The organism is Aliikangiella marina (assembly GCF_007004765.1).
GTDB lineage: Bacteria > Pseudomonadota > Gammaproteobacteria > Enterobacterales > Kangiellaceae > Aliikangiella > Aliikangiella marina.
This window is the reverse complement of sequence record NZ_VIKR01000006.1, coordinates 1-22,844: the sequence shown is the minus strand read 5'-3', so window position 1 is coordinate 22,844 and position 22,844 is coordinate 1. Positions and strand designations below refer to the sequence as shown.

The window sequence follows — 22,844 nt, the reverse complement described above, 5'->3', positions numbered from 1 at the left end:
AACTGCTAAAATGGGCGCCTCTTTCAATCAGTATGACGATATCACTTGAACAATCTACCCTATCAAGCCTATTTAGACCGAGAAATAAACCAAAGCTGTATTAATGCAATTCATGAAGACTTAGGCGGTAAACATGGCATTGATTTGACCGCTAGCTTAATACCCGAGAAAAACCGGGCCCACGCAACACTAATTAGTCGAGATGATGGTGTTTTATGTGGCAAAGCTTGGTTTAACAAGGTCTTTGAAGTTCTCGATAACGACATCGAAGTCAAGTGGGCGTTTGAAGATGGACAAGCGTTTAAAGCAGGGTCCACGCTTTGCACTCTAAACGGTAACGCTCGCGCTATCCTCACTGGAGAAAGAAGCGCAATGAATTTTCTGCAGACTTTGTCTGCGACCGCAACCGTGACCCAACAGTACTCGGCACAAATCGCAACTACTAACTGTAAATTACTTGATACTCGCAAAACGCTGCCAGGGATGCGTTTTGGTCAGAAATATGCGGTAAGATGTGGTGGTGGTGAAAACCATCGGATTGGTCTATTCGATGCCTTTTTAATCAAAGAAAATCACATTATGGCCTGCGGTGGAATCAAGCAAGCACTCGCTACCGCGATTAAACAAGCACCGGATAAGCTTTTAGAGATTGAAGTTGAGAACCTCGACGAACTTAAACAAGCGCTCGACGGCAAAGCACAAGTTATCATGCTGGATAATTTCGATTTAAATGCGCTAAGAGAAGCAGTAGCAATAAGAAACGACCATCCTAGCCGCTCAAAGTTAGAAGCCTCTGGTAATTTATCGCTTGATAACATTAGGACTATCGCTGAAACGGGCGTCGATTTTATTTCAGTCGGAGCATTGACGAAACATATCCAAGCACTAGACTTGTCGCTCAGAATTAACATCGACTGAGCAAAAATCGGTATACAGTTACAACTTTTGTCACCAAGTAACAATTTGTGTCAAAGATTACGCTCAATGGTGACGTAAATTGTCAGTTTTACCTAACGTTAAAGCCGTCGATGACGACCAGAGCACAAATCGATACATTATTTGAGAAAAAACTTAAACAAATTCCTGCCGACAAGAAACAGCTAACTTGTTGTTTAGTATAGGTAAAGTGACTTAAAACTCAATACCATTAGGCTTGACTCAACGTCTTTATCTCACTGAATGTATAAAGTTGGCACCGCTATTGCAGATACCTCATCAAGAATGATTTCTTGCGTTTTCTAGTAAACTGACTACTTTATCTAGAGAAGCGAAAATTTATAACTACTCCTAACTTATATAGAGGTATTTCAAATGAAGAAAGTACAATCTGGTTTTACTTTGATTGAATTAATGATTGTTGTTGCAATCATCGGTATTTTGGCAGCAATCGCACTTCCAGCTTACCAAGACTACACAATTCGTTCCAAAGTAACTGAAGGTCTATCACTAGCGGCTGGCGCAAAAGTAGCTGTTACTGAAACTAATGCTTCTACAGGCTCTCTTCCAACTGACAACGCAGGTGCTGGTCTTGAAGCTCCAGCTAACATCAGCGGTGCTTCTGTCACTTCTGTTACTGTTGGCGCTGGCGGTGTAATCACTGTATTGTACAACGCTACTCTCGGTGGTAACCCTTCAATGGACAACCAATCAATCACTTTAACGCCAACCGTTAACACAGGTTCTGTTTCTTGGCAGTGTGCTATCGGTGGTGATACTACTCGTTACAAGTATGTTCCTGCGAACTGCCGTAACTAGTGTTAATATGCGATATAAAAAAAAGCCGAGCTTAGCTCGGCTTTTTTGTGCTTTTTTATAATTTAACAATCAATTACCGGGTTCCTAACCATTAATCTAATCGTTCTGCAACGTGTAGTTATTTGAGTGATTGCAAGTGACTTCTCAAATTTACCAGATATCCTATTGTTTTTAAAAAACAAAATTGGCTTTTCTTCGTTTTCCAATTATACTCAATACAATAAATTTCAACCTATAAAACGTTAGATACATTTTATGTCGGCTCCGCAATCTAATATCGTTTTAAGTGGATTAGCTCGCAGGTTAATTCAAGACGGATTAATGAATGAAGCAGACGCTTTAGACGCAGTTAGTCAAGCGCAAAGTGCTAAACAAAATTTTGTCGCCTACGTGGTTGGCCAAAATATCGTCGATTCACTTTCAGTCGCAAAAGCAGCCTCCTCTGAATTTGGGGTGCCTTTATTCGATTTAGACTCGATGGATAAAGAGCAACTCGCTTCAGCCTTAATCAATGAAAAACTTATTTCGAAACATCACGCCATTCCACTGTTCAAGAGAGGAAAGCGTCTTTACGTCGCTGTTTCAGATCCAACTAACCTGACTGCCCTAGACGAGTTTAAGTTTAATTCGGGCTTGACAACAGAAGCGATCATCGTAGAAGAATCCAAGCTGACTAGATTTATCGACGCGATTATAGAAGAAAAAGAAAGCGAGGAATTGGGCGATCTCGAAGATGGGTTTGATGATTTAGATCTCGAAACCATTGATGATGATGCCGAAGAAGATGACGGAGAAACAGGTGCAGATGATGCGCCGATTGTTCGTTTTGTGAATAAAATACTGCTTGATGCAATAAAAAAAGGCGCCTCGGACTTACATTTTGAGCCTTATGAGAAGAATTATCGAGTAAGATTTAGAATCGACGGAATTCTATCAGAGGTTGCCGCTCCCCCAACGTCGCTGTCAACTCGGATTGCAGCGAGACTGAAGGTTATGTCAAAACTCGATATTTCCGAAAAAAGGCAACCTCAAGATGGACGTATCAAACTTAAGTTATCCAAAAACAAAGCTATCGACTTTCGTGTTAGTACGCTACCGACTCTTTTCGGCGAAAAAATTGTAATGCGTATATTAGATCCCACTAGTGCCCAACTTGGGATCGACGTTTTAGGTTATGAACCAGAGCAAAAAGATCTGTTTATGGAGGCTATCCATAAACCGCAAGGCATGGTGTTAGTGACAGGACCAACAGGTAGTGGTAAAACCGTATCGCTTTATACCGGGGTTAATATCATCAACACGCCTGAACGGAATATTTCTACCGCAGAGGATCCCGTAGAGATTAATTTAGCCGGTGTTAACCAGGTCAATGTTAACCCTAAAGCGGGCTTAACTTTCGCGTCAGCATTGAGAGCATTCCTTCGTCAAGATCCTGATATCGTTCTCGTGGGCGAGATTCGTGACCTTGAAACAGCGGAAATCGCGATAAAGGCGGCGCAAACAGGTCACTTAGTATTATCAACACTTCACACAAACAGCGCACCAGAAACATTAACACGTATGGTCAATATGGGCGTTGCTCCGTTTAACATCGCCACTAGCGTTAATTTGGTCATTGCACAGCGTCTTGCAAGGCGATTATGTGAAAAATGCAAAGAACCTGTCAACTTACCTGAAGAAGTGTTAATTGAAGCAGGTTTTAAAAAGGAAGAACTTGGTACATTTGAGGTTTTCGAACCAGTTGGTTGTGACAGCTGTACTAATGGGTATAAAGGCCGAGTTGGTGTATACCAGGTAATGAAAATTTCTGAGGAAATGGGTCGCATTATTATGGAAGGCGGAAATGCCATCGATATTGGTGATCAGGCCAAGAAAGAAGGTGTAAATGACCTTCACCGGTCAGCCCTATTAAAAGTTATGCAAGGAGTAACGTCCCTCGAAGAAGTCAGTCGTGTCACACAACACTAATAGCTAAAAGGCAAAAGTTGGAAAGGATTTAGTTATGGCAGTAGAAGCTTTAAAAAAAGATCGAGCAACGGGCCGCAAGCGGGGAAAAGCCGCGAAAGCCCCCAAGCAGTTTAGTTACTCTTGGGAAGGTGCCGATAAAAAAGGGCAAAAAGTTAAAGGCGAAATGCTTGCCGAGACGCCAGCCATTGTTAAAGCGCAGTTGCGCAAACAAGGCATCAGTCCTATAAAAGTCAACAAACAGTCTCAGCCACTATTTGGTGGAAGCAAAGGGAAACCAATCGATTCTAAAGATATCGCGATGTTCTCCCGACAGATCGCCACCATGATGAAAGCCGGTGTACCCCTGGTTCAATCTTTCGACATAATTGGTCGTGGTCACGAAAAACCTTCCGTACAGGACTTACTCTTGGGTATTAAGGCTGACATCGAGGCTGGTAATACGATGGCTGACTCTCTTAGAAAACAGCCCAAATATTTTGATGATTTGTTCTGCGACTTAGTAGACGCGGGCGAGCAATCCGGTGCCCTCGAAGGCATGTTAGACAGAATTGCAACATACAAAGAGAAAACCGAAGCCTTAAAATCGAAAATCAAAAAAGCATTAACCTACCCTATTGCCGTTATCGTAATCGCCGTCATCGTAACTTCGATACTACTCGTTAAAGTTGTTCCTCAATTTCAAGACATTTTTGCCGGGTTTGGTGCGGACTTACCAGCATTTACGTTATTTGTTATCGGAATTTCCGAGTTTATGCAGGCTAAATGGTGGATGTTCTTAATCGGGATTATTGCCGCGATTTTCGCCTACAAAAAAGCCTACCAAGCTTCTAAAGGCCTTAGAGACGGTCAAGATAAAGCGTTACTCAAATTCCCAGTTATTGGCATAATTTTACATAAAGCCGCCGTCGCTCGTTTTGCAAGAACCTTATCAACGACCTTCGCTGCTGGTGTACCACTGGTAGAGGCATTAGATTCTGCCGCAGGGGCCTCTGGGAACGCATTGTATCGAGACGCAATTTTTAAAATCAGAGATGATGTTACAACCGGTATGCAAATGAACCTCGCGATGCAATCAACCGGGATTTTCCCAAATATGGTAGTACAAATGGTAGCCATTGGTGAAGAGTCAGGCTCTATTGATGCTATGCTGACAAAAATCGCTGATATTTACGAGCAAGAAGTCGACGATGCTGTAGACGGGCTCAGTGCACTAATGGAACCAATGATCATGGCCGTTCTGGGCGTCCTTGTTGGTGGATTAATTGTTGCGATGTATTTACCAATTTTCCAACTAGGTCAAGTGGTATAAAATTAATAATAATTCCAATTTATGAATGATATTGTTGCCGTTTTTCAGGCCTTTCCAGTGGTATTGACCGGAACCTGTATTGTATTTGGTTTGCTGCTGGGAAGTTTCTTAAACGTCGTGATTTTTCGCTACCCAATTATGCTATTTCGGGAATGGGAATCGATGGCGAAGGACGTTCTCCAAGAAAGGGGTTTTTCTCTTATTCCGCCCAAAGAGCCAATCGATAAACAACCGGAAAAGTTTAATCTTGTTGTTCCGCGATCTGCATGCCCTAAATGCGGTCATAAAATTACCGCAATTGAAAATATTCCAATTATTAGTTATTTGTTCTTGAAAGGAAAATGTCGAAACTGTAAAACACCGATTTCAATTCGATATCCTGTAATTGAAGTTATCACGGGATTAACATTCGGCTTGTGTGCTTATCATTTTGGCTTCGGCTACCCTCTTTTAGTCGCCCTATTGGTAACCGCCTACTTTATTTCAATGAGCTTTATCGATATAGACCATCAGATACTGCCAGATACCATGACCTTACCGTTATTGTGGCTAGCACTGGTTATCGCAATATTTGAAGTCTATATACCTCTAACTGACGCACTCATCGGTGCGGCCGCTGGATACCTATGTCTATGGAGTATTTACTGGTTATTTAAACTACTAACCGGCAAAGAAGGAATGGGTTACGGCGATTTTAAACTGCTCGCTGCGATTGGCGCTTTGGTAGGCTGGCAACAGCTTGGCGTAGTCATTATTTTATCGGCAGGTGTTGGAGCAATAATTGGCGGAGCAATGATTGCTTTTCAACATAAAGACTCACAAACTAAAATTCCTTTCGGCCCCTATCTAGCGGCAGCGGGATGGATTACCTTTTTGTGGGGCGATGTCATTCTACAAAACTACCTTTCTCTCGCAGGATTGAAGTAACCTTGCTTAAAATAGGGTTAACAGGAGGAATCGCTTCTGGCAAATCCACTGTCAGTGGTCTGTTTGCATCACGCCAAATAACCATCATAGATGCTGACAAAATCGCTAGAGATTTGTTCAAAGCAGACTCACCGCTTCTCAAAGACCTCAGAGAACGGTTTGGAGACTCGATATTCATTGCAACTGGTGAACTCGACCGAAAAGCGCTCGGAAGTATTGTGTTTAGCTCTCCTGAAGCACTGAAATGGCTAAATGATTTTACGCATCCCAAAGTAGCAGCTGAAATAAAAAAACAGCTTTCTCAAGCGCGCTCGCCTTATGTGATTCTCGATATTCCATTGCTGATCAAAGAAGACGGTACAATTCCTCTTCATCTGAAACAAGTTATCGACAGAGTTTTAGTTGTTGATGTGAGCGAAGCGACCCAAATCAGTCGAATCATAAGCAGAGACAAAGTTGACCGAGCACATGCTTTGAGAATCATTAATAGCCAATCGACTCGCGAGCAAAAATTGAAATTAGCTGACGATGTTATCGATAATAACCTCGACTTAAGCCATCTTGAATCTCAAGTAAAGCTGCTTCATAATCATTACTTAGGTTTGGCCAAGAGCTAGCATGGAGCGCCAGTGACGGACAATAATCTGACAAGCAAATCTGAATTTCTCCTATATGAATATCCCTTAAAAGAAAACGTTCGCGGCTTTTTAAGGTTGGAAACGCTTTTTAAGCATTATTCTCGCAATGTTAAAGCCTCAAATGGCGAAAGCCATTTGCATGCGCTTAAAATCTTCTTTGAAATTCTAGAAATCTTAGAGCGTGGTGATACTCGCTCAGAACTTATCAAAGAGCTCGCACGACTCCAAGATCAGTTTTCAATTTTAAGCAAAAGCCCTGATGTGGATTTAAGTAAGTTGGAAAACTTCCTCAAACAGATTAAGCAGCTTCACGCATGGGTTCTTAACTATGAAGGTAAATTTGGCGATAAAATTCGCAAGGACCCATTTATTGAAGCGGTCAAATATCGTTCTAGTATTCCAGGGGGTGCCTGTTCATTTGATTGTCCTGATTTATTTTTATTTCTCAATGCTCCACTAGAAGAGAGGGTCACTCAATTTAATTCCTGGTTAGAGGAAATAAAAGGCGTCAAGACCAGTATTGACGTTATTCTAAGAATAATCCGAGAGTCTGGTCACTGGACCAATGAATCTGCACCGCTGGGTTCTTTTATGATTGAAACGACTGAGACACCATTACAGTTGCTTAGACTTAAACTTGATGCCCAGTCAAAAATTTTTCCCGATTTTAGTTGCGGCCGACATCGCAGCAATATTCACTTTATGGTTTTTAATGAACAACATCGTAAAACCCCCATTCAAAGACCAATTGCTTTTCAACTGGCTTGTTGCCAATAACATAAAAAAGGCGCTACAAGCGCCTTTTTTTATTGGTGTACTCTACGGGGTTAATGTTTATTCACTAACTTTCTTCTAACCGGTATCAATCCAAATAATGCAAGCAGCATCCAGCCAAAAGAACCACCTCCGCTTTCATGAACGATAACCGCATCTCCAACATAGACATCACCTTGATTAACGACTGGGTTATCGACGAAGTTATCATAGTTAATCGACTCCAAAGGCAATTGAATCAGTCCAGCGAACTCTTGTGCGGCATTGGCAATAACTTCACCGGTAACACTGTCAACGACTCTAATTTCAATGTCGTACCACCCAGCCTGATAACCAGTCTCCAAAATTAAATCTAAGAATTCTGTTTGATTACCGACAAAATAATCTTCTGTCGCAAGCGTGACTCGCTCAAAAGTATCAACATTCGTCAGGTCGACCTCACTGTATACTAGTCTCCCAGCATCTAAAGTATCAATATCATACTCAAGCGTGAGTGCTGTAAAAAAACCATCTCTATCAAAGTCGTCAGCAATGGTTGAAGCAACATAGCTAATTTGGGTATCGTTACTACTCAGCTCATGCTCATCATCTTCTAAAGGCAAACTTTGTAGTCCATAAAAGTCAGCGGGCCCTGCGGTGGCTACAATACCGGTGTAACCCGCCTCATAAACATCGATAACAAGGTCGTAATAGCCTGTTGGAAAATCATAATTAAGCAAGGTAGTCACACTGTAAGCATCACTATCGTTACCGTAAATTGTAAACACTTCGGTAGTATTTAAATGGATCCAGGGACCACCATCGCGACTTAAATACATTTCGGCATAGATATCCGAGTAACCGCCGGAATTATCGACATCAAATGTTACGGTAAACTCACTAAAATAACCGTCGCCATCATAATCGAACTCTAGCGTTGTCCAGGCATCATAAATACTATAGGCATAGGCATTTTTTGATTGTTCTAGCGCCAAAGGACGTTGCTTCTTTGATGTTTTAACTTGCGTTTTTAGACTTTCTGGCCGTTTTACTTTTTCCTGAGTTCGGCGCGTCAATTTAACGCCCTCTGACGATTTTTTGATAATCTTGGTCTCATCAATCTTAGCGCTTGAAACACTCGCTTTGGGTAACGATTCAACTCTTTTTGACTGAGCGTCACTCGCGGCGAAAATAGAAAAACTCGCAAACAAAGCTATCAAAGCAATAACAATTTTCATAATCAGTATCCGTTTATTGACGTTGAGCCTATTAAACCATGTTGTAAATGAATCAAAACTGAATCGCTCTATCGTTAACGTTAAAGCAGATACGCTTCAAACACAGAAAGATATCAATTGATGGTGCCTCTGCAGCTTAAGGTGGTTTGTGACAATATTGCTCGGGTGTCTCGGCTTGCACTGGTTATCGAGTAACAACAGTTAAAATGGCAGCGTCAGCTAAGGCCAAAACGATTGAAACGATAAGGCGAGCTGTTTTGGAGAGTCAAAATGGAAAGCCGGATTAAATAATAAGTATTGATAATGCCGAGTATCAATATTATCGGCATTTTTATTGTAAAAGTAGCCTCGAAGTTCTAACACTAAAACCAGTGCTGGCTGGCATAGTCAATTAATGAGAGAACAAGCTCATTGGCACATATAATTATAACGTTAAGGTTGTTAATGCTTTAGCCATTGAGCCTTTCATTTAATTTAAAAATAATCATAAACCACGCCAATCCCAAAGCCATTTTTGGATCTGATTGTGTTTCAACCATCTCATTTCGCCACTGATTCATCTCTTTGATATCTTCACCAAAGCGTTCATACAACTCAGCGACAAGATTTTGATCTTGGCAATCGACCGGTAACCATTTGTTTTCGAAAGCAAACCGAACAGCATCCTCTTCGGTAGGATATTTCTCTCCTAAATCACGTGCTAATAACTGCCTAACATGTTGCGCAAACGGTAACTCTAAAATATCAAAGTTCTCAAACTGGTTAGCCTTGTTATGAGTTTGATTAATCTGCTCGCCGTATTTTGCCTCCATTAATTGGATCATTTGTCTGTCTTCCACAGACAACAATGAAACATCACCATTGACTTGCTTCATTTTTTGAGCGAGTTGCTCAAAGGCCGCTCTATCTTCTTCAGATAGCAATACAAGCATTTCTTGTAAAACACCACTCATAATTATTAATTCCGGGAAATAAGGGGTAAAATGACTAGGTATGAATTTTCAAGCCTTTCTCAGCATAGTCTTGTAAATCTATACCAAATGCTGAATTTTCGAAGGCTTTGATTATTTTATAAGGTTTAGACTCAGGATCAAGATCGAATTTAGCTAAATCGACCATGCGTTCTCGACGTGGCTGTTTGTATTCATCAAGAACCAATAAAACTCTCGGCTTAAGTTTATGTTGTTGATTGGTTTTGACAACAATCCCCACTTCACCACTTTCCATTTCGACAATCGAACCTGGCGGATAGATACTACGCCACTCTATAAACTTAAGTACCATATTCTCATCAAAGTGCGTGCCCTTTCCAGCCATTAGGACCTTGTAGGCTTCCATCACGCTTAACCCTTTTCGATATGATTGATGACTGGTCAAGGAATCAAATACATCTATGATGCTAACCAGACGAACTATTTTGGATATTTGATCACCCTTTAAGCCCCGAGGATATCCCTGTCCACTCAGACGCTCATGATGCGATAAAGCGACGTCAATGCAAGAGGGAGTCAAATCGCGTTTGGCCGATAATAGATCGAAACCAAATTGAGTATGTTTAACAACCTCCATCCTTTCATTTTGATTTAGCTTTCCTTGCTTTCTGATCACTTTTTGGTCAACTCTCATTTGACCAATATCATGCAATAAAGCCGACATGCCAACATCTTCTAATTGTGTCTGACTGAGTCCTAAAGCTTGGGCAAATCCAATAGCTAAGATACTGACATTAAGTGCATGCTCTGCTATGTCTTCATTAGCGCTTTTGAGCATCGTCATCATCAGCATGGCCTCTTCGTTCTCAAGCACTTGTTTGACGTTGTCCTTTACAGAGTCTTTAACTCCTTGAATGTCAAAGTCTTCACCCAACATTATTTTATCTAAAACACCTTTCATAAGGCGGCTAGATTTGCGCCTTCGCGATAAAGCAGGTTTCAGTTTGGCTCGTAAGTTATAACCCGCATCAAAGCTTTGCCCTTCGAGTGATTGCTTATAGCTGGTCGACCGAGTCGTTTTTAATTTGTAGTGTTTAAACTCTTCATCGCTGCGAAAATCAACATAAACAAACTCGCATTGTTTTTTGACTTCCTCGACATCCTCAGGTCCTTCAATAACAAAACCTTGGAGTAAAAAGCTACTTTCACTCCAGTCACGATCGAGTTCAGCCACAAACATCCCTGATTGTAGATCCTCGCTAAACACTTTGACTCTTTTTAAATGCTTCATCACTTTTAAGTTTAGTCGTTTTTAGTTTTTTCGCGGACAAATTGTGCTAATGACTGGAACAAACTTCCTAATTGCAACTGTACTTTACCGGCTTTGACATTATCGTACTCCAATGTACTCTCATTCATATAAGTGGCTTGTGAAAGTTCTAACTGCAAGCTATCAATGTTTTTTAAAGGCTCTCCATAGTGGCGAGTGATGTACCCCCCTTTGAATCGCTGGTTAAAAACTTTACTATACCCCTCCGGTCGCCAATCCTTAACTAATTGCGTCAATCCCTCAGAGCTGCTTTTCTCATCAAAATTGCCAAAATTAAAATCCGGTAATACTCCTTCGAAAAATCTCGGTACTTGAGACTGAATCGAGTGCGCTTCAAACAACAAGACGTAACCAAAACGAGAACTTAACGATTGGAGCGTTTCGCTTAATTTATCATGATAAGGTCGCCAATAAGTCTCCACTCTTCGTGCAATTTCATCGACATTAGGCTCACCTCCATCACGATAAATTGGCTGATAATCAAATTGATTGATGGGGCATAATCCTGGAACATCCGCACCGGGATACAATGAGTCATCATGACTAGACCGATTTAAATCAATAACATAGCGCGAAAACTCTGGTATCAAAAAGTGACATCCCATATCACCCGCAAATTGATAAAGCCTGTCCAAATGCCAATCGCTATCTACCGACGTTAAGGCGGCTGGCCGCATTTTGGCAGCCACTTGCGGTGGTATGCGTGCGCCGTTGTGAGGGATCGAGATAAGAATGGGTAGCTCCCCCTCGATATAATTAAAGATCTTCATTTATGACCGTCCAAACTTATTTCTAATCTGACACTTAACCCAAAAAAGTAGCGCAGGTTAAGGCAGGCCCAGCAATTAATCCAAGACTTCGCTATGAGTTATGCGAGAGCTTCATTCAATCAAACTTTGCCAAATTCGACTTGTATATACAACTTAAAGATAGCATAATATCTTGATGAAGAAAAATGACCCGCGATATCGCCAAGTTAAGTCTTACATTTTAGATGGCATCAGTCAGCAGCTTTGGTCTGCGGGAGAGCGTGTTCCCTCCGAAAACGAACTCGTCGACCTTTGCAAAGTAAGTCGAATGACTGCTAGACGCGCATTACAAGAGCTTTATCATGAAGGTACCTTGGTGCGAGTCAAAGGCAAAGGCAGCTTTGTCGCAGAAGAAAAACAGCAGTCATCTTTAATCCAAATTCGCAGTATCGCCTCAGAAATTCGCGAACAAGGTCATGAGCATCACGCTCAATTGCTCCTCTGCGAAAGAAGAGCTGTATCGGCGGAAATTGAAAAAAAACTGGGTTTAAATCACGGCGATAAGTGTGAACATTCTCAGCTTTTGCACTTTCAAGACGATCATCCCATTCAATTAGAGTACCGATGGGTTAATAGTGAAATTGCGCCTGATTATCACCAGCAAAGCTTTGCCGAAATAACCCCGAGTGAATATTTATCATCCATCGCACCGGTCACAGAAGCAGAACATCAAGTAGAAGCCATTATCGGTGACAAAGACATTCGTCACCTACTTAAATTAGATTTTGATGAAGCGGTGTTATTTGTAGAACGTAAAACTTGGTGCCATAACCAGCTTGTTAGTTTCGCAAGGCTCTATCACCCTGGAAAGCGATATCGCCTAGGTACTAAATTTAAGACCGTCTAGCTATAAAAACTCTTCATGATAAGCGCTTTTGAAGAGTATAAAACATTTCAAATGAGGAACTTAAAATGATATTTAGATACGGTGTTGACCATCTCAGTCTTGATATTGTTAACCAAATTGCAAACGGAAGTATCAAAGCAGAACTTTGCGATCAGGCGAAAAATAAAATTAACGAGAGTCGCCAAAATGTTGAAGCAATGGCTAATTCAGATAAAGCCGTTTATGGAATTAATACGGGGTTTGGGCCTTTGTGTGATACTCAAATTTCCCCCGAAGAGACTCATATATTACAAAAAAATCTACTCATCACTCACGCCGTTGGCGTCGGTGAACCGATCGACAAAGCGATTTCCAAACTCATGCTAATAACCAAAGTTCATGCATTGAGTCAGGGATTTTCTGGGATCCGTTTGGAAGTTGTAGAAAGAATGCTCACGTTTATTGAGCACGATATTATCCCAGTTGTCCCGGAACAAGGCTCGGTCGGCGCTTCAGGTGATTTAGCGCCTTTATCACACTTATTTTTGCCACTTATCGGAGAAGGCGAGTTTTGGCACAACGAGCAACGCGTTCCTGCCAGCCAACTATTGAAAGCATATCAATTAGCGCCGCTTGAGCTTCACGCGAAAGAAGGTCTAGCACTTATCAACGGTACCCAATTTATCCTCGCACACGCAATCACTGCCCTCACAAAAATGCGTTATTTATTAGACCTTGCCGACATGGCAGGTGCTATGAGTATCGAAGGTATGCAAGGCAGCAAGCAACCTTTTAGAGCGGAGTTACACGCGACTCGTCCATTTAGAGGCAATGTGGAGGTTGCTAGTCGGCTGTGGACATTCTTCGATGGCTCGCAAAATATGTCAGCGCATACTGATTGCGATCGGGTACAAGACCCTTATTCGCTGCGCTGTATTCCGCAAGTGCATGGGGCATCTCGAAACGCCTACGCTCACCTCTTAGAGTTAGCCGAAATAGAAATGAATTCAGTCACCGACAATCCGATTGTGATTAGTAGTGAAGAAGCAATCTCGGGTGGTAGTTTTCATGGCCAACCGCTAGCAATGGTTCTAGACTACGCATCGATTGCCGCCGCTGAGCTTGGTAACATTGCTGACAGGCGCTGCTATTTGATGTTGGAAGGCTTACATGGCCTGCCGCGTCTTTTAACCACTTCAGGCGGACTCAATTCAGGCATGATGATTCCGCAATACGCAACAGCAGCGCTGGTAACGGAAAACAAATCCTTGTGCTTCCCGCCTTCTGCCGACAGCGTGCCGACTTCAATGGGTCAAGAAGACCATGTTTCTATGGGAAGTATTTCTGGTCGAAAGCTCAATCAAATTTTAGGAAATTTAGAAAAAATTCTCGCGATAGAACTCATGTATGCAGCTCAAGCCATCGAGTTTAGACGTCCTAATACTTGCTCAGAAATCGTTGAAGAAAACTTCTCATTAATTAGGCGTCATGTAGCTAAATTAGAAGAAGATCGCTTATTAAAGCCTGATATCGACATTATGATTCAGTTAGTTAAATCGCAAGCATTTAAAGTAAACATTAGCCAATAAATAGAGGGAGAGAATGACCATGGAGTCTAACATAACTTTCCAAGCGCAAATCCAGCAAGGTATCCCGAAACAACTTCCGCAAGCTAAACCTTATCCTGCGGATGCTAATAGAGCGCCTAAGCGTAAAGATATTCTTTCGTCTGCAGAAAAACAATTGGCTGTAAGAAATGCGCTTCGCTACTTTCCAAAAGAATGGCACAAGGAATTAGCTCATGAATTTGCACACGAACTGAATGAGTTCGGTCGGATTTATATGTACCGTTTTAAGCCGAACTATCTAATGAAAGCGCGCGCTTTATCGGATTACCCCACCAAATGTCAACAAGCGGCAGCGATTATGTTAATGATAGACAATAATCTTGATCCGGCGGTAGCACAACATCCCGAAGAGCTGATTACTTATGGCGGTAACGGCGCTGTTTTTCAGAACTGGGCTCAGTATCTATTAACCATGAAATACTTGAGCGAAATGGAAAAAGATCAAACATTGCATTTGTATTCAGGCCACCCAATGGGACTGTTCCCCTCTTCTGAGGAAGCCCCTCGAGTTGTGGTTACCAATGGCATGATGATTCCAAACTACTCCAAACCTGACGATTGGGAAAAATTTAATGCGCTTGGCGTTACTCAATATGGCCAAATGACCGCCGGTTCATTTATGTATATCGGCCCTCAAGGGATTGTTCATGGCACAACAATCACCGTGATGAATGCATTTCGTAAAGTATTAAACAAAGGCGAAAGTCCTGCTGGAAAAATATTTCTAACCGCCGGCTTGGGCGGTATGAGTGGCGCACAACCCAAAGCTGGCAATATTGCCAATTGCATTACGGTCTGTGCAGAGGTGAATCCTAAAGCGGCGATTAAGCGTCATCAACAAGGGTGGGTTGATGAGTTAATTGATGATATGGACTCGCTCATCGAACGAGTAAAAGAAGCGCAAGCAAAAAGCCAAGTAGTTTCTATTGCCTATATTGGTAACGTAGTGGATGTTTGGGAAAATTTTTACGAACAAGATATCTTTGTCCACCTCGGCTCTGATCAAACTTCATTACACAACCCATGGTCTGGAGGCTATTACCCGGTCGATGTAAGCTATGAAGAATCAAACCGATTGATTCGAGAAGAGCCGGACGCCTTTAAAGTCAAGGTACAAGAATCTCTGAGACGTCATGCTGCAGCCGTAAATAACCATACCGCAAAAGGGACTTATTTTTTCGATTATGGTAATGCATTTCTGCTCGAAGCATCACGTGCAGGCGCTGATGTTATGGCTGAAAATGGAATCGATTTCAAATATCCTTCATATGTGCAAGACATTCTCGGACCAATGTGCTTCGATTATGGTTTCGGCCCTTTCCGTTGGGTTTGTGCATCAGGAAACTCTGCAGATTTGGATAAAACCGATCTCATTGCGGCGAAAGTTTTAAACAAGATCATGCAAGAATCCCCCGAAGAAATTCAACAACAAATGCAAGATAACATTACTTGGATCAACGACGCGAAACAAAACCAATTAGTTGTTGGTTCACAAGCGAGAATATTGTATGCCGATGCGCAAGGCCGAATGGAAATAGCCCAAGCGTTCAATGATGCTATCAATCGGGGAGAAATTGGTCCGGTTGTTCTCGGCCGCGATCACCATGATGTGAGTGGAACGGACTCACCATTTCGTGAAACTTCGAATATTTATGATGGAAGTCGTTTTACAGCTGACATGGCTATTCACAACGTAATTGGGGATAGTTTTCGAGGTGCAACCTGGGTTTCAATTCACAACGGTGGTGGTGTCGGTTGGGGAGAGGTCACCAATGGTGGATTTGGCATGCTGCTGGATGGTAGTCCTGATGCTGAGCGCCGACTTAAGACAATGTTGTTTTTTGATGTTAATAACGGGATCGCGAGACGAAGCTGGGCTAGAAACAAAGAAGCCAATTTTGCTATTAAGCGAGAAATGGAAAGAACCCCAAAACTCAAAGTGACACTCGCTAATCAAGTCGATAACGAGCTTCTCGACGAATTGTTTAATAATTAACGCTTACTATTAATGTAACAGCAAAAAGGGCCTCTCGGCCCTTTTTATTTTTCTGCTTATTATAGTTGACTATAAAAAGCTTCATGATGATCTCTCAAATTATACTGTGATCGCATTACTTCACCATAAGCTCCAGCACTACGAATAGCAATGATATCGCCACGTGATGTTTCCGGTAGTGCCACCGATTTTCCAAAACAATCGGTTGATTCACAAATGGGTCCAACGACATCGTAGTCCCTGAGATCACTATGCGAGGTCAAGTTATCGATTTGATGATAACTTTGATACAAGGCCGGTCTCATCAACTCAGTCATGCCCGCATCTACTATTGCAAAATTAGTATTGATACCTGTCTTGACATAAACAACTCGAGAGATCAAATTACCACACTGTGCGACGATTGAGCGCCCTAACTCAAAATGAACTTTTTGATCCGGTTTCCGCTCAAGAAACTGATGAAAAATATTAAAGTAGGTTTCGAAATCTGGAATAGCTTTTTCGTCAGGCTGCAAATAATCGATACCAAGCCCTCCTCCGAGATTTAAATGCTCGATATGAATGCCATGATCGGTAAACCAGTTCTGAATTTCATTGACGCGTAAGCACAGACCTTGAAAAACTTTCATATCCGTAATTTGCGAGCCGATATGAAAATGTAAGCCGGTTAGCGAAATATGCTTAAAGTCTTTGATTCGTGTCACTAGCTCAGGTAAGTCGATCTGGTTGATCCCGAACTTATTTTCGTCTAAGCCCGTGGTAATATATTTATGAGTCTTGGCATCCACATTTGGATTGATCCGCAGCGAAATTTCGGCAATCTGATTAGCCTTTTCAGCCAACTCGTTGATTACTTCAATTTCTTGGACTGATTCGCAATTAAATGCCTTAATCCCAATTGCTAATGCTTCGTTAATTTCTTTATCCGTTTTACCAACACCTGCAAATAATATGCTTTGGGGTGCAAAACCAACTTTAGCGGCAAGTTTTACTTCGTTGCCACTGACACAATCAGCGCCAAAGCCAGCTTGATTAATTTCTTGTAAAATCGGCTCATTGCTATTCGCTTTAACTGCATAGTGAATATCAAAGTCATATTCTTGAGCAAAACTTTTTACCACTTTAATCGTCTCGCGTAGTCGAGTTAAATCGTAGTGATAGAATGGGGTTTCTCGCAATTTAAATTGTTCAACTAAATCTTGACTAAACATCGAACAACCCCTCATGTAAAGCTTGTAAGGCTTTTACTCTGACATCTTCAGAAATCAATAATGTAATGTTATGGGCACTACCACCATATGAGATCATTCGAATTGGAAATGCTTCAAGCGCTCGAATAACTCTTGACGCAATCCCCGTACTCTCTGCGACAAAATCGCCAACAACACAAATAATACTTAAATTCTCATCCACGTCCACATTGCCAAACTCGTTAAGCGTCTTAACGATAGATTCGAGATAAGTAGTATCATCAATGGTCACTGAAACGGCAACTTCTGAAGTGGTAATGACATCAATAGAAGTATGATACAGTTCAAATACTTCAAATACTCGACGCAAAAAACCCGGCGCTTGCAACATCTCACTGGAACGAATTTTAATCGCCGTTATCCCACTTTTTGCGGCAACCGCTTTTATATTCGCATTATTAGATTCGCTAGAAATCAACGTACCAGTTGCATCCGGCTGTAAAGTATTTAATAGCCTCACTGGAATATTTTTTCGTCGAGCGGGCTTAATCGAACTTGGGTGAAGAATCTTCGCACCAAAATATGCTAGCTCCGCAGCTTCATCAAAAGAAAGCTCTCGAATTGGTGTGGTATTTTTAACGAATCGAGGGTCATTGTTATGCATTCCATCAATGTCGGTCCAAATCTGCACTTCTTGGGCATTAATCGCAGCGCCAAAAAGAGAAGCGGAATAATCACTTCCACCGCGTTTTAAGTTCGAAACTTCACCAAATGCGTTACGGCAAATAAACCCTTGAGCGACAAAAATATCCGTGTTTTCATGACCAGTTAAGATCCGATTAAGGTGCTCGGACAAATACGCTTCATCAGGAGAGTTCTCTTGAGTCAAACGAAGAAAGTCTAACGAATAAAGTAGTTTGGCATTCAAACCATTTTCTTCGCAATAAAGTGCAAAAAGCTCAGTTGAAATGACTTCACCTTTAGCTAGAATATGAAACTCTATCGCACTAGTCGCTGTTTCGATGTTTGCCTCGACTAGCTCGGCAAATTGAGACTCAACAAAAGTCATTGCTGTTTGCTTGTTGCTCTCTTGCTCAAATAGGTTATCGACATACCTTTGATAATGTTTTAACAAAACTTCAACTATCGATTTGACTTGATTCAGCTCACCGTGTTTGTAGGCTTCCGCTATCTTTACCAAAGAATCCGTTGTGCCGGCAATCGCCGACAGAACGACGACAACACGGCCTTGTCGACTTACGATTTCGGCAACATTTTTCATCCGCCCGGCATCACCAAGCGAAGTCCCTCCAAACTTTAAAACTTTCATTGCTCGCCCCTAACTAACAATTCAGCTATTTGAACCGCGTTGAGCGCAGCGCCTTTCCATAGTTGATCGGCAACGCACCAAAGAGCAAGCCCATTTTCACAGGAAATATCCTCGCGAATTCGTCCGACATAGGTATCCATTTTCTCGGAGACTTCTAATGGAGTTGGATAGCCACCGTTCTCACGTTCATCGATGACAGTAATGTCTTGAGCCGCTTCTAAAAGCGCTCTTGCCTTGGCCTCGCCAACATAGGAATCCGTCTCAATGTTAATCGCCTCAGAATGGGCTCTAATAACGGGAACTCGAACACAATTAGCGCTTATCTTGATATCGGGATCATCAAAAATTTTCCACGACTCTTTAACCATCTTCATTTCTTCTTTGGTGTAGCCGTTTTCCTGGAACACATCGATATGCGGGATTACGTTTAACGCTATTTGTTTGGTAAATTGTTCAACCTGAGCAGGCTCGTTGTTGATGACTGCTTTCAATTGCGTCATCAATTCGGTAATTGCTTCTTGACCAGCCCCTGAAACAGCTTGATAGGTTGATACAACAATTCGCTTAATCCTTGAATATTGATGTATCGGATTGAGCGCAACAACCATCTGGATAGTGGAACAATTTGGATTAGCAATGATCCCTTGGTGTTGGAAAGCGGCCTTGGGATTTACCTCTGGGACGACGAGCGGTACGTCCTCATCTAGTCTAAAGGCACTCGAGTTGTCGATTACAACGGCACCTTTTGCCGCGGCGTGAGGAGCAAACTCTTTTGCATGATCGCCATTTGTCGCAAAAAACACGAAGTCCTGATTCTCAAACTTATCAATCGAAAATGCTTCGATCGTCAGCTCACCTAACGCTGATTCAACTTTTTTACCTGCAGAGCGTTTAGAAGCGAGTAACGTTATCTTTTTAATTGGAAACTCGCGAAGCGCAAGAATTCGAATCAGCTCCTGGCCAACAGCACCAGTTGCACCAACAATGGTAACGTTATAACGAGTCATTTCTAAATAAGCCTTTGATTTGTATTGAGTTTAAGTATATAAAAACGTGTGGATTATAGCATTGTGTTTCGCTGGAGAACATTTTTTGAACTCGCTTACACCTGCTCGATTGTATCAAAATGCTTAAAATCCGCGCGCTAGGATATAGCAAAGATAGCGATAAAACGCATAATTTTTCGTTATGCCGAACAAACAAAACATTAACAATATAACTTTTCGTTATTTAACTGTGCTTGACGTCCTAAAACCGGCAGTGATATAACTTGCGGTAACTAAGGCATTGGGCCAACAATTGTATAACTTTATTAGAAGCAATCTTTAATTTATATAGCGATTAAAAAAATTATTTAAGACAAACACGAATTAAGACGATGAACACTCAACCGACCACATATCAATACATGACAGCAGTCGCAAGCATTATTAAGCCTGTGAACTCGGGTGCATGTGCGTGGTTAATCTCTATGTTTAAGCACATGCTCTTTACCAAAAAACATAGAGACTGGGTGGCGTCCACTTGACGCAAGTTTAAAAGAGAATTCTCGAAAAACGCCACTCAGTCAACTAAGTGGCGTTTTTTTTTGCTCTGAATATTTACCAAAAAACTAACCTTAACTTTAGATACTAACGACAGAAGGAACCAAAAAAATGAAACTACAACAACTCAGGTTTATTTTAGCAATCGCGGAGAGTGGACTAAATATCACTCAAGCATCCGAGCGGCTTTACACATCCCAGCCAGGTGTAAGCAAGCAGCTACGTTTGCTAGAAGATGAATTAGGTATCCAGATATTTGCCAGAAATGGAAAAAATTTGATTGGTATTACTGAAGAAGGTCGAGTTGTGCTTGAAAAAGCCTTTTCTATCATGAGTCAAATCAATGAAATTAAAGAATTTTCAAATGCGGTCAATCCTGAGCGTAGACCACTTACGATTCAGAAATTTTCCGCGGCAGCATAATATATGATTAGTGACAAAGTAAGAGATTTATTACCTTTTTGAATGATTAATACTCTATTCAACCGGTAATAAATCTCGAATTATTAATCGCGGCTGTGTTTTTGTCTTTCCAAAACACTTTGTTGTCATCTACTGATAAAACGAAATCTCTCGAAATTCCATTAGCCGTTCTTCAAACAGCGCTAACTCTTCAGAACAGACAAAATATAAGTTTCCTTCTGTTTCTGGTCTCCCTTTTAAATAATAGTTTTTTATCTTGCTGTTACGCCGAAACCTCGGAGCAACTCGTTCGACTGATTCATTGATAAAGTCACAACAAACTAATTGCCATGGTGCACCCGGCAGTGAGAAACGACCAACTGATTTAGGTAAGGCGCCAATATCTTTGGCGATAGATTTCCATAATGGACCATGACCAATCTCTTGATATAGCTCATAAGCAATCGCATGGGCGAATTCATGTAAGATAGTGTCGGTATAAACCGCTTCAGAGTTATGCTTAATGTGCCACAAACTAATCGAGATTCGTTTCTCATGAATCCTACAAACACCAGCACGACGTTTTGCTTTATCAAACCCTACTGACCAGTTCCTCAAGAATGGATATTCTGATATTAGACGAGCTTTTATGGAATCAATGAGCAATTCAACTTTAGTCTGTGCGAGCAACTCATTGATTGAATTTGAATTCATTTATTTTATTTCCAGACGATTTGACTAATGCGAGTTTCTTTTGCTTTGTAAGCTTCTTGATCTGAGCTTCTTTCTTGCTTGCTTCAGAGCGATCTTTTGCCAGCTCTATATATAATATCGATTTCGGCTTACTTGTTCGAAAAAACTTAGCAGCTTTAGCAGACTTTGCTCCCATACCTTGGTGCTCTCGCCATCTTCTTTGTACGTCAGTTGTGATTCCCGTGTACAAACTGCCATTTTGTGCCTCGATGATATATATGAACCAGCTAATAACCATTACTCATGTATAAAAGACTGACACAAATACTCTCACACACCTCTAATACCGACAAGCGCTTTCATAGTATTTAAACTTCGGGTAATTTATAATGATATTTTTATTGTTTTAAGAGTAACCAAGTATGAGTCAAGAACTCCCAGAGATTAAGTTAGACATCGACTCTTTAGTCAAAGAAGAAGTTATCACCGATCAGAAAATAGGAAGTATTAGAATACTAACGCCAGTTGACGCAGAAGGAAATCAAGATACAAGTCGTAAAGTCGCCTATTTTGGACAAACTCAAGTGATGACACCAGCGGGCCCACTTCCTCTAAACTTTGAATTAGAAGCTGAAAGCTTGGCCGGCGCTATCGAAATGTTTGGCGATGCAGCGCAAGAAAGTATGGAAAAAACCATGAAAGAAATTCAGGAATATCAAAGAGAGCAAGCATCCAAAATAGTTGTTCCAGGCCAAGGTGGAGGCTCGCAAATTCAAATGCCGTAAGCTTTTGAAGGATTTGCCGGTTCGAACTAAGCTCCTATATGGAGCTTTTTTGTTTCTATCAATATTCTTTATCTTCTTTCAGTGCTACTCAATAAGTAATCTACTCAACCATAATACTAAAAGTTAATGGTTAATCCTCAATACCTAAACCTTCCAGGCATAAAAAAAGCCCAACCTTTTGGCTGGGCTTTGTCTTTAATTAAATCGGTCCGACGTTTCGGCCTGGCGTTTATGTCCATGGATGGACGGAATGCAGTCTGTGAAGGAGCAACAGATTGTGACCTACTTTATTCCGGGCTTCCTGCCCTCCACCCTTCGGGCCAGCGTCGTTCCTCCGCTGTTTAAATCTGCTCCCGGCAGATTTATCACATGGGCGGTGCGACGCCTCGCAAGTCCCACACAATAAAAAAACGGGGCTTCCTAAACGAAAAAGCCCAACCTTTCGGCTGGGCTTTATCTTAAATTAAATGCCTGGCGTTGACCTACTTTCACATGGGGAAGCCCCACACTATCATCGGCGCTGAACGTTTTCACTTCTGAGTTCGAGATGGAGTCAGGTGGTTCCCGTTCGCTAATATCACCAGGCAAAACCTGTAAGGCAGGTTGCCTAATTCTTTACGTTCACAATTAAGATTAACGAGTCAAGCTTGCAAAGATAATCTTATCTTCTTATCAATTCTAGTCGCTTCACATAATCACTCTAACAGCTATAAAACCGCTTGGGTGTTATATGGTCAAGCCACACGGATCATTAGTACCAGTTAGCTCAATGCCTCACAGCACTTACACAC

21 protein-coding genes and 1 rRNA gene are annotated in these 22,844 nt (G+C 41.5%); 12 read left to right on the top strand and 10 right to left on the bottom strand.

Annotation, left to right across the window (positions count from 1 at the left end):
• The first annotated feature begins 45 nt into the window (after window positions 1-45).
• From nadC to zapD, 7 genes are all read left to right on the top strand, one after another.
• Window positions 46-918, top strand: a complete 873-nt coding sequence (gene nadC, locus FLL45_RS19705) for a carboxylating nicotinate-nucleotide diphosphorylase (protein WP_142943782.1) — start codon at window positions 46-48, stop codon at window positions 916-918.
• Window positions 919-1,311: 393 nt separating this feature from the next.
• A complete protein-coding gene (locus FLL45_RS19700) occupies window positions 1,312-1,755 on the top strand; it encodes a pilin (protein WP_142943781.1) in 444 nt (147 codons plus the stop codon).
• Window positions 1,756-2,010: 255 nt separating this feature from the next.
• Window positions 2,011-3,723 carry a type IV-A pilus assembly ATPase PilB gene (gene pilB / locus FLL45_RS19695; protein ID WP_142943780.1) on the top strand — a complete coding sequence of 571 codons (1,713 nt, stop codon included), beginning with the start codon at window positions 2,011-2,013 and terminating at the stop codon, window positions 3,721-3,723.
• Between the two features lie 34 nt (window positions 3,724-3,757).
• Window positions 3,758-5,032: a type II secretion system F family protein gene (locus FLL45_RS19690; protein WP_142943779.1), complete on the top strand. Its 1,275-nt coding sequence runs from the start codon at window positions 3,758-3,760 to the stop codon at window positions 5,030-5,032.
• A gap of 21 nt (window positions 5,033-5,053) precedes the next feature.
• The gene (locus FLL45_RS19685) at window positions 5,054-5,959 is read left to right on the top strand and encodes a prepilin peptidase (RefSeq protein ID WP_142943778.1); all 906 of its coding nucleotides are present in this window, start codon (window positions 5,054-5,056) and stop codon (window positions 5,957-5,959) included.
• 2 nt (window positions 5,960-5,961) lie between these two features.
• Window positions 5,962-6,576 (top strand): dephospho-CoA kinase, encoded by a 615-nt coding sequence (gene coaE, locus FLL45_RS19680; protein WP_142944074.1) that lies wholly within the window; start codon window positions 5,962-5,964, stop codon window positions 6,574-6,576.
• A 12-nt stretch (window positions 6,577-6,588) separates the two neighbouring features.
• Window positions 6,589-7,374, top strand: coding sequence for a cell division protein ZapD (gene zapD, locus FLL45_RS19675; RefSeq protein ID WP_142943777.1), 786 nt, complete (start codon window positions 6,589-6,591; stop codon window positions 7,372-7,374).
• 50 nt (window positions 7,375-7,424) lie between these two features.
• Here the strand turns inward: zapD and FLL45_RS19670 are convergent, their stop codons facing one another.
• The 4 genes from FLL45_RS19670 to hutG form a co-directional block, all read right to left on the bottom strand.
• Window positions 7,425-8,588, bottom strand: a complete 1,164-nt coding sequence (locus FLL45_RS19670; RefSeq protein WP_142943776.1) for a choice-of-anchor H family protein — start codon at window positions 8,586-8,588, stop codon at window positions 7,425-7,427.
• Window positions 8,589-9,037: 449 nt separating this feature from the next.
• Window positions 9,038-9,541 (bottom strand): hypothetical protein, encoded by a 504-nt coding sequence (locus FLL45_RS19665; RefSeq protein ID WP_142943775.1) that lies wholly within the window; start codon window positions 9,539-9,541, stop codon window positions 9,038-9,040.
• Window positions 9,542-9,575: 34 nt separating this feature from the next.
• A complete protein-coding gene (locus tag FLL45_RS19660) occupies window positions 9,576-10,811 on the bottom strand; it encodes a cyclic di-GMP phosphodiesterase (protein WP_142943774.1) in 1,236 nt (411 codons plus the stop codon).
• 11 nt (window positions 10,812-10,822) lie between these two features.
• On the bottom strand, window positions 10,823-11,620 hold the full coding sequence (gene hutG, locus FLL45_RS19655) for an N-formylglutamate deformylase (RefSeq protein ID WP_142943773.1): 798 nt from the start codon (window positions 11,618-11,620) through the stop codon (window positions 10,823-10,825).
• A 175-nt stretch (window positions 11,621-11,795) separates the two neighbouring features.
• On the opposite strand from hutG, the gene hutC reads away from it, so the two are divergent.
• The 3 genes from hutC (at window position 11,796) to FLL45_RS19640 (ending at window position 16,109) form a co-directional block, all read left to right on the top strand.
• Window positions 11,796-12,506: a histidine utilization transcriptional repressor HutC gene (gene hutC / locus FLL45_RS19650; RefSeq protein ID WP_142943772.1), complete on the top strand. Its 711-nt coding sequence runs from the start codon at window positions 11,796-11,798 to the stop codon at window positions 12,504-12,506.
• Between the two features lie 65 nt (window positions 12,507-12,571).
• Window positions 12,572-14,074 carry a histidine ammonia-lyase gene (hutH, locus tag FLL45_RS19645; protein WP_142943771.1) on the top strand — a complete coding sequence of 501 codons (1,503 nt, stop codon included), beginning with the start codon at window positions 12,572-12,574 and terminating at the stop codon, window positions 14,072-14,074.
• Between the two features lie 19 nt (window positions 14,075-14,093).
• On the top strand, window positions 14,094-16,109 hold the full coding sequence (locus FLL45_RS19640) for a urocanate hydratase (RefSeq protein ID WP_185964563.1): 2,016 nt from the start codon (window positions 14,094-14,096) through the stop codon (window positions 16,107-16,109).
• Window positions 16,110-16,168: 59 nt separating this feature from the next.
• On the opposite strand, the gene lysA is transcribed toward FLL45_RS19640, so the two are convergent.
• From lysA to FLL45_RS19625, 3 genes are read right to left on the bottom strand one after another with little or no spacing between them, the layout of a single operon-like run.
• On the bottom strand, window positions 16,169-17,320 hold the full coding sequence (lysA, locus tag FLL45_RS19635; protein WP_142943769.1) for a diaminopimelate decarboxylase: 1,152 nt from the start codon (window positions 17,318-17,320) through the stop codon (window positions 16,169-16,171).
• Window positions 17,313-18,629, bottom strand: coding sequence for an aspartate kinase (locus FLL45_RS19630; protein ID WP_142943768.1), 1,317 nt, complete (start codon window positions 18,627-18,629; stop codon window positions 17,313-17,315). Before FLL45_RS19630 ends, lysA begins: the two co-directional genes overlap by 8 nt.
• Complete coding sequence (locus FLL45_RS19625) at window positions 18,626-19,636, bottom strand: aspartate-semialdehyde dehydrogenase (protein ID WP_142943767.1); 1,011 nt, start codon at window positions 19,634-19,636, stop codon at window positions 18,626-18,628. Before FLL45_RS19625 ends, FLL45_RS19630 begins: the two co-directional genes overlap by 4 nt.
• Before the next feature lie 648 nt (window positions 19,637-20,284).
• On the opposite strand from FLL45_RS19625, the gene FLL45_RS19620 reads away from it, so the two are divergent.
• A complete protein-coding gene (locus FLL45_RS19620; RefSeq protein ID WP_142943766.1) occupies window positions 20,285-20,596 on the top strand; it encodes a LysR family transcriptional regulator in 312 nt (103 codons plus the stop codon).
• A gap of 129 nt (window positions 20,597-20,725) precedes the next feature.
• Here FLL45_RS19620 and FLL45_RS19615 read toward each other — a convergent pair whose 3' ends face one another.
• Window positions 20,726-21,289: a SprT-like domain-containing protein gene (locus FLL45_RS19615; RefSeq protein WP_142943765.1), complete on the bottom strand. Its 564-nt coding sequence runs from the start codon at window positions 21,287-21,289 to the stop codon at window positions 20,726-20,728.
• Window positions 21,267-21,566, bottom strand: a complete 300-nt coding sequence (locus FLL45_RS19610; RefSeq protein WP_142943764.1) for a GIY-YIG nuclease family protein — start codon at window positions 21,564-21,566, stop codon at window positions 21,267-21,269. Before FLL45_RS19610 ends, FLL45_RS19615 begins: the two co-directional genes overlap by 23 nt.
• Window positions 21,567-21,690: 124 nt before the next feature.
• Between FLL45_RS19610 and FLL45_RS19605 the strand changes: the two genes are divergently transcribed.
• A complete protein-coding gene (locus FLL45_RS19605; RefSeq protein WP_142943763.1) occupies window positions 21,691-22,053 on the top strand; it encodes a hypothetical protein in 363 nt (120 codons plus the stop codon).
• A 469-nt stretch (window positions 22,054-22,522) separates the two neighbouring features.
• Here the strand turns inward: FLL45_RS19605 and rrf are convergent.
• Window positions 22,523-22,638 (bottom strand): 5S ribosomal RNA (gene rrf, locus FLL45_RS19600).
• Window positions 22,639-22,844 lie beyond the last annotated feature (206 nt).

What these genes read in the sequence shown, in the direction of transcription:
- FLL45_RS19700 (WP_142943781.1), top strand. Translation starts at nt 1,312, where the DNA reads ATGAAGAAAGTACAATCTGGTTTTACTTTGATTGAATTAATGATTGTT.
- pilB (WP_142943780.1), top strand. Translation starts at nt 2,011, where the DNA reads ATGTCGGCTCCGCAATCTAATATCGTTTTAAGTGGATTAGCTCGCAGG.
- FLL45_RS19690 (WP_142943779.1), top strand. Translation starts at nt 3,758, where the DNA reads ATGGCAGTAGAAGCTTTAAAAAAAGATCGAGCAACGGGCCGCAAGCGG.
- FLL45_RS19685 (WP_142943778.1), top strand. Translation starts at nt 5,054, where the DNA reads ATGAATGATATTGTTGCCGTTTTTCAGGCCTTTCCAGTGGTATTGACC.
- FLL45_RS19670 (WP_142943776.1), bottom strand. Translation starts at nt 8,588, where the DNA reads ATGAAAATTGTTATTGCTTTGATAGCTTTGTTTGCGAGTTTTTCTATT.
- FLL45_RS19665 (WP_142943775.1), bottom strand. Translation starts at nt 9,541, where the DNA reads ATGAGTGGTGTTTTACAAGAAATGCTTGTATTGCTATCTGAAGAAGAT.
- FLL45_RS19660 (WP_142943774.1), bottom strand. Translation starts at nt 10,811, where the DNA reads ATGAAGCATTTAAAAAGAGTCAAAGTGTTTAGCGAGGATCTACAATCA.
- hutG (WP_142943773.1), bottom strand. Translation starts at nt 11,620, where the DNA reads ATGAAGATCTTTAATTATATCGAGGGGGAGCTACCCATTCTTATCTCG.
- hutC (WP_142943772.1), top strand. Translation starts at nt 11,796, where the DNA reads ATGAAGAAAAATGACCCGCGATATCGCCAAGTTAAGTCTTACATTTTA.
- hutH (WP_142943771.1), top strand. Translation starts at nt 12,572, where the DNA reads ATGATATTTAGATACGGTGTTGACCATCTCAGTCTTGATATTGTTAAC.
- FLL45_RS19640 (WP_185964563.1), top strand. Translation starts at nt 14,094, where the DNA reads ATGGAGTCTAACATAACTTTCCAAGCGCAAATCCAGCAAGGTATCCCG.
- lysA (WP_142943769.1), bottom strand. Translation starts at nt 17,320, where the DNA reads ATGTTTAGTCAAGATTTAGTTGAACAATTTAAATTGCGAGAAACCCCA.
- FLL45_RS19630 (WP_142943768.1), bottom strand. Translation starts at nt 18,629, where the DNA reads ATGAAAGTTTTAAAGTTTGGAGGGACTTCGCTTGGTGATGCCGGGCGG.
- FLL45_RS19625 (WP_142943767.1), bottom strand. Translation starts at nt 19,636, where the DNA reads ATGACTCGTTATAACGTTACCATTGTTGGTGCAACTGGTGCTGTTGGC.
- FLL45_RS19620 (WP_142943766.1), top strand. Translation starts at nt 20,285, where the DNA reads ATGAAACTACAACAACTCAGGTTTATTTTAGCAATCGCGGAGAGTGGA.
- FLL45_RS19615 (WP_142943765.1), bottom strand. Translation starts at nt 21,289, where the DNA reads ATGAATTCAAATTCAATCAATGAGTTGCTCGCACAGACTAAAGTTGAA.
- FLL45_RS19610 (WP_142943764.1), bottom strand. Translation starts at nt 21,566, where the DNA reads ATGGTTATTAGCTGGTTCATATATATCATCGAGGCACAAAATGGCAGT.
- FLL45_RS19605 (WP_142943763.1), top strand. Translation starts at nt 21,691, where the DNA reads ATGAGTCAAGAACTCCCAGAGATTAAGTTAGACATCGACTCTTTAGTC.